The sequence below is a fragment of the Alistipes sp. CAG:29 genome (assembly GCF_000435435.1).
In the GTDB taxonomy this organism is placed as follows: Bacteria; Bacteroidota; Bacteroidia; order Bacteroidales; family Rikenellaceae; genus Alistipes; species Alistipes onderdonkii.
Genome location: NZ_FR893439.1, coordinates 1 through 12,460, shown reverse-complemented (window position 1 = coordinate 12,460; position 12,460 = coordinate 1). Strand labels below are relative to the sequence as shown.

Genomic DNA, 12,460 nt, shown 5'->3' with positions numbered 1-12,460 from the left:
CGGCGCGCAGGTATCCTTCGAGCGGCAGGGTTTTATAGAGGATTTTATGGATCAGTGTCTTCAAGGTCGGTTCCGGGTTTTATTGTTTTAATCGTTGTTCGATCCAGTTGCGGTTTTCGAGGCCCAACCGGGTTTCGGCGAGGTCGAGGAAAGCCGGGGTGTCTGCGATGCGGGCCCGGATCACAGCCGCCAGGAAGTCGAAGAAGGGTTCCTCGCCCACCCGGACGAGCAGGTCGGCCAACAGGACAGATCCCTTCTCGTAAAGTGCGGTGTGCGCTTCGCGGTCGGCCCGGTCGATCCCCCAGATCGGACGGATGCGGCGCGTCTTTTCGCGGTACATTTCGACGCGCTTGGCGTAGGCCTCTTCGCCGCGGGCGTGCCGCAGGTATTGCAGGGCGCTGAATTCGGCGAAAGATTCGTTCAGCCAGTCATGCCAGGACTCGACAGGGGCTTTGTTCCACCAGAAATGGCTGATTTCATGGGCGGTATTTCTGAGTATATATTCGTTGAAAGACCCGGAATTGAGCGTAATGAAGTTTTTGCGGCTGTAACCGCCCGAAGTGCCGGAGGCTGAAAGCGAGAACTTTATATAGGTATTTTCCTCTTCCGCGATCTTGTAAAGCCGCCGGAAGAATTTCAAGGCGTCGTAGCTGCAGTTCAGCGCCGATTCGGCGTCGGCATCCGGAAAATCCGTGTAGATGAATTCTATGGTGGTGCCGTTGTCGCTCATGCGGCGGGTTTTCAGCACGGGCGAGGCCAGGATGACATTGTCGAAACCCTCCCAGGGCTGATCCATCTCCCACATGCCGTCGTCCGTGCGGGAAATAATACCCGATCCGCTCACCGTATAGCCGTCGGTAATGCCGATCCGCAGGTGCGAGCGATCCGCCGAGGTGCCGTTGCAGACGGGATACCATCCCGTATAGTAACCGATCTCGATCCAGCGGTCGTTGAACGATTTTGCGGGGCCCTGCACCTCGTGCATGTCGAGCGTGTAGCGGGTGCCGATGCGGCAACGGTCGGGGCTCCCGGCCGGCCGGTAAAGGGTCAGGGCGCGTCCGTCGGGAATGAACCGGGTGGGTGCGGGGGCGAGCGTATCGAAACGGTAGGCCGCTTCATGGCCGTCGCAGCGCATCGTGTCGATACGGGCGTGGCGCCACAGCACCAGTGCGATCGAGTCGCTGCCGAGGAAATTGACATCGAACGACCCGCCGACCGTGACCCGCCTCTCCGGCACGTCGATCCGCACGGTCAGGTCGTAGCAGGCCACGCGCGGGGAATCCTGCGCCCGGAGTGCCGGGGCGGGGAGCAGGCAGGCTGAAAGACAGGTGATCGCAATACGCAGTTTCATGGCGGGCTAATCCTTATAGTTCACTTCCTCGTTCAACACTTCGACGATGAAGGGGTTGTAGAGCACTTCGTGGCCGATGGTCGACTCAGGCCCGTGGCCGGGGTAGACGTGCACCTCGTCGCCCAGCGGGAGCAGGATGTCGAGGATCGAGCGCATGATCCACGAATAGTCGCCTCCGGGCAGGTCGGTGCGCCCGATCGACTCGCGGGCCGGTGCGCCCGATCGACTCGGGGAAGAGCGTGTCGCCCGTGAAGAGCGATTTGGACTGCGGTTCGTAGAGCGCGACATGGCCGGGCGTATGGCCGGGCGTGCGGAGCACGCGCAGGACGGTGTGCCCGAAACGGATTTCGGGCGTCGTGTCGAGGTCGGTGTCCACCGAGGGCATCTCGCCGACGGGCACGCCGAAGATGCTGCCGCTCGTCGAGGCGTTGTCCAGCAGGAAGGCGTCCTTGAGCGACATGGCGAACGGGATGCCGTAGCGTTTTTTGAGGTGGGCGACGCCCAGCGTGTGGTCGAAGTGGCCGTGGGTGTTGGCCGCCAGGACGGGTCGGAGCCCGTGTTCGGCGATGAAATTGTCGAGCGCGGCGTCCTCGCGCGGGTTGCTGTTGCCGGCGTCGATGACGACGGCTTCGAGCGTGTCGTCCCAGACGACATAGGTGTTTTCCTGGATAGGATTGAATTGCAGGCAGGCTATTTTCATGGTGCTGGCGTTTTTTTGCGGTTCCTGTTTCCGGAAAGACAGTGCGGGCCGGATGCCGGCTGTCTGCCTGTCTGAGCGGAGTATATTTCCTGCAAATATAGTGCTTTTTGCGGGATTTTACCTATCTTTATGACCCGAATAAACTCTCTTGGGATGAAACGATTGGTTACTTTGTTCTTCGTGCTGGCCGTGTGCGGCACGGGGGCGGTGGCGCAGGAAGGCGCCTATAAGACGGTGAAGGACATTGCCTACCGCGATGCCGCGGGCGATGGGAACATCGACACGATGTGCCGGCTGGATATTTATTATCCGGTCGGAAAAACCGGCTTTTCGACCGTGGTGTGGTACCACGGCGGCGGGCTGACGGGCGGACAGCGCGAGATCCCCGAGGCATTGAAAGACAAGGGCCTGGCCGTGGTGGGCGTGGGGTACCGCCCCTCGCCGGCGGNNNNGGACCCCCGCCTCTCGCCGGCGGTGAAGGTCGCCGACTGTGTCGACGATGCGGCCGCAGCGGCGGCATGGGTGGTGAAGCACATCGCCTCGTACGGCGGCGACCCCGGGCGGGTGTTCGTGGCCGGGCATTCGGCAGGGGGTTACCTCACGTCGATGATCGGGCTGGACAAGCGCTGGCTGGAGCCTTACGGCATCGACCCCGATACGGCGTTCGTGGCGCTGATCCCCTACAGCGGGCAGGTGGTGACGCATTTCGAACGGCGCCGTGAACTGGGGCTGCCCGATACGCAGCCGCTGGTGGACGACATGGCGCCGCTGAGCTACGTGCGCCCCGACTGCCGCCCGATGCTGATCCTTTCGGGCGACCGCGAGCGGGAGATGCTGGGGCGCTACGAGGAGAACGCCTACTTCTGGCGCATGATGCGCGTGGCGGGGCATCCCGACGTGCGGATCTGCGAGTTCGACGGCTTCGACCACGGTAACATGCCGCAGGCCGGGCATTTCGTCGCGGTGCGTTATATCCGGGAAATGGAGCGGAGAATGGATCGGTAGTTGCGGGGAGGACGGGTATGAAAATGAACAGATATACGCTTTGCATGGCTGCGGCAGCCTTGTTCGCCGTGTTGGCGCTCACGGGGTGTTCGTTGCTGAAGGTGGCCGTGGCGACGGGGGATCCGCTGTCGAAGGAGGAGATGAATATCCGCACCATGACGCGCGGTTTCTATTACGACATGGCCTCGGAGGTGTCGCGTACGGCCGACTCGATCGCCGCTGCGGCGCCCGACATCGCGACGCGTGTGGCAGCCGTGAGGTGGAAGATACGTGCCACGCGGGCCGGGGTTTCGGCCGCCATGCAGGGTATTCCCGACGTGGCGCTGGCCGACATGTGGATACTCTGCCGGCGCATGGACGAAGGTTTTGCGGCTGCGCCCGACTCGTTGCTGTTCGGGGCGCAGAGCGACCTGGCACGCGATGCCGCCGCACGGCTCGACCGCCGGGCGGCACGTTTGGCGCGGCAGGTGCTGGCGGTCGACCGCTACGGCCTGATGGAACGGTTCGTGGCGGATTATGTACGCGAGAACCCCGCCGACGGGGAGATGGAGGGTTCGAATACGACCCTCGCATGGATCGAATTCCTGCGTGCGAACGGCATCGAGCATGCCTATGCCACGGGGTCGATCGCCGAAGTGCTGGCCGACGTCAACGACCGCGTAAGCGGCCAGACGCAGCAGCTGGCCAACAGCGTCGGCTGGTCGAAGGATCTGATCGCGATGCAGTTGCAGCAGGACAGTATGCGCCTGGAGGTGGGGGCCCGCCTCGACTCGCTGGAACGCAATTTCACCCGGATCGTGGTCGTCGCGGAGCACCTGCCCGAAATTTCGGACAAGGTGCTGGAGGAGCTCAACAAGCAGGTTACGCAGCTGATATATACGATGAATTACAGCCTCGACAACGCCTTCGCCAACTTCGACCGCCAGCGCGACGAGTTGCAGCGGTATGTGACCGCCGAGCGGCAGGCGCTGGTCGACCAGCTGCGCGAGTCGGCCGACGGCGTGGTACAGAGGACGCTCGACGCCGTGCCGGGACTGGTCGGCAAGGTGCTGCTGTATGTGGTGCTGGCACTCGTGGTGCTCATCGGCGGGCCGTTCGCCCTGGGGTTTTGGCTGGGCGGCGTGCGCGAGCGGGGTCGCAGGAAGAGGGAAAAGGGCGCGTGACGGCATATTGCAAGCGGGGCTTGCATCTGCGCTCGGCTTGCACTATCTTTGCCTCAAAAGGAATTTCGGCTTAGACAGGCGGCGCCTCGGCATATTGCAAGCGGGGCTTGCATCTGCGCTCGGCTTGCACTATCTTTGCGGCAAAATCAGGATTATGGCCCGAAAAAAAGCAAATTACCCCCTCGTCGAGGGGCTCGAAATAACGACGCTCGCCGCCGAAGGCAAGGCGATGGGACGCTGGAACGACGTGGTGGTGTTCGTGCCGCTGACCGTGCCGGGCGACGTGGTGGATGTGCAGATACGCTCCAAACGCCGCCGGTTCATGGAGGGGTTCGTCGTCCGCTATGTGAAGAAATCGCCCCTGCGCGCCGAGGCCTTCTGTGAGCATTTCGGCGTTTGCGGCGGCTGCAAGTGGCAGAACCTTCCCTACGAGGAGCAACTGCGCTTCAAGACCGGGCAGGTGCGCGACCAGCTGGCCCGCATCGGCAAGATCGCCCTGCCCGAAATCGCCCCGTGCCTGGGGTCTGCCCGGACGCAGTTCTACCGCAACAAACTCGAGTTCACCTTCGCCGACCGCCGCTGGCTGACGCGCGAGGAGGTCGAGGGCGGTGCGGACATCGGCGCTGCGCCCGCGCTGGGGTTCCATATCCCCGGCATGTTCGACAAGGTGCTCGACATCCGCAAATGCTGGCTGCAGCCCGACCCGTCGAACGACATCCGGATGGAGACCAAACGTTTCTGCGTCGAGAACGGCTATACGTTCCACAATGCCCGCGAGCATACGGGGCTGATGCGTAACATGATCGTCCGCACGGCCTCGACGGGCGAAGTGATGGTGACCGTGGTCTTCGGTGCGGACGACCGCGAACGGATCGCGGCGCTGCTCGACCATCTGGCGGCCGTGTTCCCGCAGATCACCTCGCTGTGCTACATCGTCAACACGAAGCTCAACGATTCGGTGGGCGACCTCGATCCGGTGTGCTACAAGGGCAAAGACCATATCGTCGAGGAGATGGAGGGGCTGCGTTTCAAGGTGGGCCCCAAGTCGTTCTACCAGACCAATTCCGAACAGGCCTACGAGCTCTACAAGGTGGCGCGCGAGTTCGCAGACCTGAAACCCGAAGACGTGCTCTACGACCTTTATACCGGTACGGGCACCATCGCCAATTTCTGCGCCGCGCACTGCCGCCGCGTAGTGGGCATCGAGTATGTGCCTGAGGCGATCGCCGACGCGAAAATCAATTCCGAAATCAACGGCATCGGCAATACGGCTTTCTATGCGGGCGACATGAAGCAGGTGCTCTGCGACGAATTCGTGGCTGCCAACGGCCGCCCCGACGTCGTCATCCTCGACCCGCCGCGTGCGGGCGTCGACGAACCGGTCATCGGGGTGATCCTGCGTGCCGCGCCCGAGCGGATCGTCTACGTGAGCTGCAACCCGGCTACGCAGGCGCGCGACCTGGCGCTGCTCGACGCCGATTATCGCGTCGAGGCTGTGCAGCCCGTGGACATGTTTCCCCATACGCACCATGTCGAGAACGTGGTAAAGCTGGTGAGGAGGTGACCCGGAAGCCGCTCCCGGGATCTTTTTCGTCCGGGCGGAGAAACCGAGATGGCAATAAAAGCAGGCGTGCGGCGTTTTTATTAATGCCGCGCAGGGAGCCGCGTCCGGAAAAACAGACCGGGGCGATGCAGTATCCTGCGGTTTTGGCGTTTTATTTGCAAGACAGTTACCTAAAAAAACGGAAAACATGAAAAAACTGATTTTAATTGCGGCGGTGGCGCTGATGGCACTTCCCGCGGCGGCACAGGTGCAGGAGGCATTCCCCAGCTATATTCAGGTCAACGGGCGCGCCGAGAAGGAGATCACGCCCGACGAGTTCTACCTCTCGGTCATCATCAACGAACGCGACTCGAAAGGCAAGATTTCGGTCGAGAGCCAGCAGCGCGACATGATCGCGGCGCTCAAGCGGCTCGGTGTGAACGTCGAGAAGCAGCTCAAGGTGGCAAACCTGTCGAGCGAGTTCTTCAAGAAGAACACGTCGGTGGCGACGGCCAAGTACCAGTTGCAGCTGGGGTCGGCGGCCGAGGTCTCGAAGGTGTGGCAGGCGTTGGACAACCTGGGGATTTCGAATGTCTCGATCCTGAAGGTGTCGCATTCGAAGATCGACCAGTATAAGGAACAGGTGCGCGTGGAGGCCATGCAGAATGCCAAGCAGAGCGCGCAGACGCTGGCCCAGGCCATCGGGCAGAATGTCGGCAAATGCTTCTACATCTACGATTCGAACAACAACGTGATGCCGGTCTTCTACGACAACATGGCCGTGATGCGCAGCGCCAAGGCGGCCGGTCTGGCCGAGGATGCCGCAGCGGACGAGCCGCTCGACTTCAAGACCATCAAGTTGCAGTACAACGTCCAGGCGAAATTCGTGCTGGAATAGCCGTCCGGCAGCGTATGTCGAAGAGGGTGTCCCCGAGGGGCATCCTCTTCGTCGTCCCCGGAGATGCGCTCCGCGGCGGGAAAAACACCCCGGTTGTTGGACGATTGCGAAATTTATATTATCTTTGTTTACTTTGCCCCTAAAAACAGGAGGAGTTATGGAAAAGCAGTTCTGTTTCAATTACGAGCACTATGCGGCCCTCGCCGGGCTGTCCGATGCCGACCGCCGGCTGGTCGCGGAGGCCCAGCGGGCCACGGAGAACGCCCACGCGCCCTATTCGCACTTCCGGGTCGGGGCGGCGGCGCGCCTGCGCAGCGGGAAGATCCTCTACGGAAGCAATTTCGAGAGCGAGGTGTATCCGGCGGGGCTTTGCGCCGAACGTTCGCTGATGTTCTACGCGCAGGCCAATTATGCCGACGACCCGATCGAGACGCTGGCCATCGCTTCGAATCCCTCCGCGCGCGAGTGCTACCCCTGCGGCCAGTGTCGGCAGGTGATGGTCGATGTCGAACGCCGCCAAGGCTCGCCCATGCGGGTCATCATGAGCGGAAACGGTACGGCCACCGTCGTGGATACGGCGGCACGGCTGCTGCCCTTCACGTTCGTGCTGTGAGAGGGAACCGTCAGACTCAATACCCCGAACATGTTTACACCGGAAGATATTCTCTACGAAGACAACCACCTGCTGGTGGTCAACAAACACTGCGGAGACTTGGTGCAGCCCGACCCGTCGGGCGGAAGTGCCCTCGAAGACCAGATCAAAGCCTTTATCAAACGCCGCGATGCGAAGCCCGGCGAGGTGTTCCTCGGCGTGGTGCACCGGATCGACCGTCCGGTGAGCGGCGCGGTGCTCTTCGCCAAGACCTCGAAGGCCCTCACGCGGCTCAACGAAATGATCCGCGAAGGGCGTATCCGTAAGATATACTGGGCGCTGACCGAGCAGGCTCCCGATCCGCTGAGCGGTGAATTGTGCCACTACATCCTGCGTGACGGACGTGCCAACCGTTCGCGCGCCTGCGATGCGCCGAAGGCCGACGCCAAGCAGGCGCGGCTGCGCTATGCGACGCTGGGCGCGGGGACGCACTATACGCTCGTGGAGGTGGAGCTGCTGACGGGGCGCCACCACCAGATACGCGCCCAGCTGTCGAAGATCGGGTGCCCGATCCGCGGCGACCTGAAATACGGCGCCCGGCGTTCGCTGCCCGGGGGCGGCATTTCGCTCCACTCGCGGAGCGTCGAATTCGAGCATCCCGTGCGCCATGAGCCCGTGGCGGTCACGGCGCCCGTGCCTGCGGACGACAACCTGTGGGCTTATTTCGAAAACCGTTGACTGCCTGGAGTATGCGCATACTGATACAACGTGTGAAGAGCGCTTCCGTCACGATCGGCGGCCAGCTCCGGTCGCAGATCGGGGCGGGGCTGCTGGTGCTGCTCGGCGTGGGCGCGGACGATACGGACGAGGACGTCGAATACCTGGCGGGCAAGCTCGTTCGCCTGCGGATCTTCGACGACGCACAGGGGGTGATGAACCTCGATGTGAGGCAGGTCGGCGGCCAGGTGCTGGTCGTGAGCCAGTTCACCCTGCTGGCCTCGACGCGCAAGGGCAACCGCCCGTCCTATATCAAGGCGGCGCCCGAGGCGGTTTCGTACCCGATGTACGAACGTTTCGCGGCACGTGTCGCTGAGCTTCTGGGGCGGGAGGTGATGACGGGCGAATTCGGCGCCGACATGCAGGTGGCGCTGGTGAACGACGGCCCGGTAACCATCTGGATCGATTCGAAAATGAGGGATTGTTAACCAAAAAATAGCATGAAGAGATTTTTAGTAGTTTTGTGTGCCGGGATGGCGGCGTTTTTCGCCTCCTGCAACGACGAAGAGACAGGAAAGGAGACCAAATGGTTCTACGCACCCGAGGCCGGGGTTTCGGGGACGACCGTGGAGGTGTCGTGCCGGACGAAATTCGGCGACGGCGTGCTTTCCTCGGCGCAGGCGGGATTCGCCTATGCGCCGATCCGCTCCGACGATACGGGGAGTTTCACGGAGACGACCGACGTGACGGTCGACGGGCAGGTGATGTCCTGCCGCCTGACGGGGCTCGATGCCGAGACGTCGTACCTGATCTACGCCTATGTGGACATGGGGAGCGGAGGCCGGATGCAGAGCAAGCCGGTCGTCGTCAAAACGGGGGAGAACCCGGTGCTGCCGGACGACCCGAGGTTCGGGGTGCCGGAGTGTTCGCAGGTGACGGCCTCTTCGGCGACTGTCTCCTGCACGTTCGAATATACGGGCGGCAAGGAGGTGTCCGAGGCTTATTTCCTCTACGGGACGACCTCGGACGACGGGCAGCGCGTGGCGGTCGCGACCGAACCCGGCGCCAAGAGCGCCCGGCTTACGGGCCTGAGCGCTTCGACGGAGTACAAATTCCGGTGTGCGTCGTGGTCGGCGGAACGACCTTCGGAAGCACCGTCGGGACATTCGCCACATCCGCGGCCGGCGGCGGGGACGGCAGGACGAAATACGCGGGCTGGGCGGAGCTGCCGGTCGAGGCGGACAACGGCGATTATCATTACGCCTACCATATTTGCCCCGATTTTAAAGTCGACGGGCATGAGGCCCGGAACTTTACGGTATGTTACAGTGCCGAGCACCACAGTCCGGTATGGGTGGCGGCTCCTGTCCATAATTGTTATGTCGGCAGTTCGGGCAACCGCAATTACGGCCCCGATCCGGTTATCCCGTCCTCTATCCAGCCTTCGGGCTCGAAGGCTTCGATGGGCTCGCCCTACAACCGCGGGCATATGCTGGGCAACTACGAGCGTTCGCGGACGAGCGGCATGAACAAGCAGGTGTCGTATTACACCAATATCGCGGCGCAGCACGGCTCGACGTTCAACACCGGCGACGGTGCGTGGAACAACCTCGAGGACAAGATCGACGACTACTGGTGTGCCGATACGCTCTATGTGGTGGTCGGAGCTTATTATGACAAGTGGACGGATTCCTACGGGAACAGCGCCCCGCAGCGCAGCACGAGCTTCGGGAACATCACCACCGATGTGCCGACGATGTTCTATACGCTTTGCCTGCGCACCAAGAAGGGGAATACGAATAAATCCGTGCTGAACTGTGCCGCCGACGAATTGCAGTGTGCGGCTTTCGTGATGAGCCATGCCATGGGGAAAGGGCACGACCCGCAGGCCGGGGACATGCGATCGGTGAAGGAGATCGAAGAGCTTACCGGGTTTACCTTCTTCGCCAACGTGCCCAATGCGCCGAAGGATACCTATAACGCTTCCGACTGGGGGTTGTAGGCATGTATGCGTGGGGCGACCACAGGCGGTTCAACTCCTATTCGGGGTATTTCCGCCGCACGTTCGGCGGGCGGGTGCAGAAAATCTCGGTCGATGCCGGGTTCACGTGTCCCAACCGCGACGGGAAGATAAGCGAGGGAGGATGTACGTTCTGTAACAACGGGGCGTTCACTCCCTCGTACTGCATACCGGCCAAAAGCATCGGGCGGCAGATCGCCGAGGGGATCGAATTCCACGGCAGGCGCTACCGTGCGGCGTCGCGCTACCTGGTTTATTTCCAGTCTTTTTCGAATACCTACGCCCCGCTCGAAAGGCTCAGGGCGCTCTACGGCGAGGCCCTCGCATATCCCGGCGTGGCGGGTATCGTCATCGGGACGCGCCCCGACTGCGTGGACGCCGAGAAGCTCGATTATCTGGCGGAGATAGCGCGCGACCGTTACGTGGCGGTCGAATTCGGCATCGAATCGACCTGCGACGAGACGCTGCGCGCCGTGAACCGCGGCCACGATTTCGCCTGCGCGCGCCGGGCCGTGGAGATGGCCGCCGAAAGGGGGTTGCACGTGGGGGCGCATTTCATCCTCGGACTGCCGGGCGAGACCGACGAAATGCTGTTGGAACAGGTCGCAACGATCAATTCGCTGCCACTCACGACGGTGAAATTCCACCAGCTGCAGGTTTTCCGCGGCACGCCGATGGCCGCCCAGTACGATGCCGACCCCCGCAGGTTCCGTTTCTGGGAGGTCGGTCAGTACATCGACCTGTTCGTCGAGATACTGCGGCGGCTGAGGCCCGACCTGGTCGTCGAACGCTTTGCCAGCGAGGCGCCGCCCCGCTACCATTACGGCCGCAACTGGGGATTGATCCGCAACGAAACCCTGCTGGCGATGCTCGAAAAAAGATTGGAGGAGCGCGGTGCATACCAAGGCGAAATTTTTATACCTTTGTGCTCGAATCACTAATACCCGTCGCTATGAAACCCATCACTATGGAGCAGGTGCTGAAAACCTTCAAGGAGTACTTCCTGATGACGGTCGGCATGATGCTGTACTCTTTTGCATGGATCGGATGCATCATGCCCGCCGACGGTACCGGAGGCGGTGCCACGGGCCTTTCGCGCGTGCTGTGCCATGCCGTGGAACATTGGGCCGGCATAAGTATCCAGATCGGTACGATGGCTTTCCTGATCAATGGCGTGCTGCTGCTCGTGGCGGGGTTCATCATCGGATGGAACTTCGGCGTGAAGACCGTGTTCTGCGTCTGCGTCATATCGTTGGGGCTGAATTTCTGGCAGTCGGTGCTGCCCGAGGGGGATTTCCTCCATCTGGAACGGATCCTTTCGGTGATCCTGGGCGGCATCCTGGCGGGTATCGGCGTGGCGATCTGCTTCATGCAGGGCGGCTCGACGGGCGGCACGGACATCGCCGCCATGATTATCAACAAGTACCGCACGATCAGCTACGGCAAGATCGTCATCTATTCGGACTTCGTGATCATCGGCTCCTCGATGCTCGTGGGGTTCCATATCGACACGGTGATCTACGGCTACGTGATGACCGCGGTCTTCGGCTATACGGTCGACATGATCATGGCCGGGAACCAGCAGTCGAGCCAGGTATTCATCGTCACGCACGACTATGAGAAGATGGCGCAGGCCATCGTAGACAATATCCACCGCGGCGTGACGCTCATCGACTCGCAGGGGTGGTACACCAAAAAGGAGTCGAAGATCGTGATGGTGGTCTGCCGCAAGCGCGAGACCACGATGATCCTCAAGTTCGTGAAGACGATCGACCCCGAAGCCTTCATGACCGTGGGATCGGTGATGGGCGTCTACGGCAAGGGGTTCCAAGCCATCAGTAAACCCTGATGCCCCTCTATGCCGATATAGTCCTGCCGCTGGCGCAGCCCGCCTATACGTTCGCAGTGCCCGAAGGGATGCATGTCGAGGCGGGGCAGGCCGTGGCCGTACAGTTCGGCGCCCGCAAATTCTACACGGGGATCGTATGGCGCGTGCATGACCGCCGGCCCCCGTTCAAAACCGTCAAACCCATACAGCGCGTCCTGTACGGCGCACCCCTGCTCTCGGCGCAGCAAATGGCCTTCTGGGAGTGGGTCGCCGCATACTACATGTGCACGCCGGGCGAGGTGATGCGCGTGGGGTTGCCGTCGCTGATGAAGCCTTCGGGCGACACGGAGGAGGAGTTTACCGAAGAGGAGTTCCGCCCCCGTACGGAGTGCTACGTGGCCCTGGCGCCCGGGCTGCACGACGAAGGACGGTTGCACGAAGCTTTCGAGAAGCTTGAAAGGCGTGCGCCCAGGCAGTACGAAGCGCTCCTCGAACTGGCCTCGGCCGGGGACGGGGAGCGGATCCCGACGGGCGAGGTGGCACGGCGCCTGCTGCGGGCCGACTATGCCGTGCTGCATGCCCTCGAACGCAAGGGGTACATCGTCTCGGCGGAGCGCGAACGCACCGTCGAGCGCGGCGGATC

Annotated in this window: 11 protein-coding genes and 2 pseudogenes; 11 read left to right on the top strand and 2 right to left on the bottom strand. The window is 62.1% G+C overall.

Going from position 1 to position 12,460, the window contains the following annotated elements; all coding sequences use genetic code 11:
• Positions 1-79: 79 nt before the first annotated feature.
• Together QVP03_RS04485 and QVP03_RS04480 are read right to left on the bottom strand one after the other, a co-directional pair.
• Positions 80-1,351 carry a M1 family aminopeptidase gene (locus QVP03_RS04485; RefSeq protein ID WP_022332384.1) on the bottom strand — a complete coding sequence of 424 codons (1,272 nt, stop codon included), beginning with the start codon at positions 1,349-1,351 and terminating at the stop codon, positions 80-82.
• Between the two features lie 6 nt (positions 1,352-1,357).
• Positions 1,358-2,051 (bottom strand): annotated as a pseudogene (locus tag QVP03_RS04480) (MBL fold metallo-hydrolase).
• 153 nt (positions 2,052-2,204) lie between these two features.
• On the opposite strand from QVP03_RS04480, the gene QVP03_RS04475 reads away from it, so the two are divergent.
• From QVP03_RS04475 to QVP03_RS04425, 11 genes and pseudogenes are all read left to right on the top strand, one after another.
• Positions 2,205-3,056: an alpha/beta hydrolase gene (locus QVP03_RS04475; protein ID WP_022332382.1), complete on the top strand. Its 852-nt coding sequence runs from the start codon at positions 2,205-2,207 to the stop codon at positions 3,054-3,056.
• 17 nt (positions 3,057-3,073) lie between these two features.
• A complete protein-coding gene (locus QVP03_RS04470) occupies positions 3,074-4,219 on the top strand; it encodes a hypothetical protein (RefSeq protein ID WP_022332381.1) in 1,146 nt (381 codons plus the stop codon).
• Between the two features lie 154 nt (positions 4,220-4,373).
• Positions 4,374-5,783 (top strand): 23S rRNA (uracil(1939)-C(5))-methyltransferase RlmD, encoded by a 1,410-nt coding sequence (gene rlmD, locus QVP03_RS04465; protein ID WP_022332380.1) that lies wholly within the window; start codon positions 4,374-4,376, stop codon positions 5,781-5,783.
• A 187-nt stretch (positions 5,784-5,970) separates the two neighbouring features.
• Entirely contained in the window at positions 5,971-6,660 is a 690-nt protein-coding gene (locus QVP03_RS04460) for an SIMPL domain-containing protein (protein WP_022332379.1), read from the top strand.
• Between the two features lie 157 nt (positions 6,661-6,817).
• Positions 6,818-7,273, top strand: coding sequence for a cytidine deaminase (locus QVP03_RS04455; RefSeq protein ID WP_022332378.1), 456 nt, complete (start codon positions 6,818-6,820; stop codon positions 7,271-7,273).
• 30 nt (positions 7,274-7,303) lie between these two features.
• Entirely contained in the window at positions 7,304-7,990 is a 687-nt protein-coding gene (locus QVP03_RS04450; protein WP_018696544.1) for an RluA family pseudouridine synthase, read from the top strand.
• Positions 7,991-8,001: 11 nt separating this feature from the next.
• A complete protein-coding gene (gene dtd, locus QVP03_RS04445) occupies positions 8,002-8,457 on the top strand; it encodes a D-aminoacyl-tRNA deacylase (RefSeq protein ID WP_022332377.1) in 456 nt (151 codons plus the stop codon).
• 98 nt (positions 8,458-8,555) lie between these two features.
• Positions 8,556-9,971 carry a DNA/RNA non-specific endonuclease gene (locus QVP03_RS04440; RefSeq protein WP_288210638.1) on the top strand — a complete coding sequence of 472 codons (1,416 nt, stop codon included), beginning with the start codon at positions 8,556-8,558 and terminating at the stop codon, positions 9,969-9,971.
• Positions 9,972-9,973: 2 nt separating this feature from the next.
• Positions 9,974-10,930: a TIGR01212 family radical SAM protein gene (locus tag QVP03_RS04435; protein WP_022332375.1), complete on the top strand. Its 957-nt coding sequence runs from the start codon at positions 9,974-9,976 to the stop codon at positions 10,928-10,930.
• Between the two features lie 11 nt (positions 10,931-10,941).
• Positions 10,942-11,838: a YitT family protein gene (locus QVP03_RS04430; protein ID WP_026318497.1), complete on the top strand. Its 897-nt coding sequence runs from the start codon at positions 10,942-10,944 to the stop codon at positions 11,836-11,838.
• Positions 11,838-12,460: pseudogene (locus QVP03_RS04425) on the top strand (primosomal protein N'); the annotation flags it as partial. The gene QVP03_RS04430 and the pseudogene QVP03_RS04425, both read left to right, overlap by 1 nt.

Excerpts from the sequence above, each read along its gene's own strand:
- QVP03_RS04485 (WP_022332384.1), bottom strand. The coding sequence starts at position 1,351 with ATGAAACTGCGTATTGCGATCACCTGTCTTTCAGCCTGCCTGCTCCCC.
- QVP03_RS04470 (WP_022332381.1), top strand. The coding sequence starts at position 3,074 with ATGAAAATGAACAGATATACGCTTTGCATGGCTGCGGCAGCCTTGTTC.
- rlmD (WP_022332380.1), top strand. The coding sequence starts at position 4,374 with ATGGCCCGAAAAAAAGCAAATTACCCCCTCGTCGAGGGGCTCGAAATA.
- QVP03_RS04460 (WP_022332379.1), top strand. The coding sequence starts at position 5,971 with ATGAAAAAACTGATTTTAATTGCGGCGGTGGCGCTGATGGCACTTCCC.
- QVP03_RS04455 (WP_022332378.1), top strand. The coding sequence starts at position 6,818 with ATGGAAAAGCAGTTCTGTTTCAATTACGAGCACTATGCGGCCCTCGCC.
- QVP03_RS04450 (WP_018696544.1), top strand. The coding sequence starts at position 7,304 with ATGTTTACACCGGAAGATATTCTCTACGAAGACAACCACCTGCTGGTG.
- dtd (WP_022332377.1), top strand. The coding sequence starts at position 8,002 with ATGCGCATACTGATACAACGTGTGAAGAGCGCTTCCGTCACGATCGGC.
- QVP03_RS04440 (WP_288210638.1), top strand. The coding sequence starts at position 8,556 with ATGGTTCTACGCACCCGAGGCCGGGGTTTCGGGGACGACCGTGGAGGT.
- QVP03_RS04435 (WP_022332375.1), top strand. The coding sequence starts at position 9,974 with ATGTATGCGTGGGGCGACCACAGGCGGTTCAACTCCTATTCGGGGTAT.
- QVP03_RS04430 (WP_026318497.1), top strand. The coding sequence starts at position 10,942 with ATGAAACCCATCACTATGGAGCAGGTGCTGAAAACCTTCAAGGAGTAC.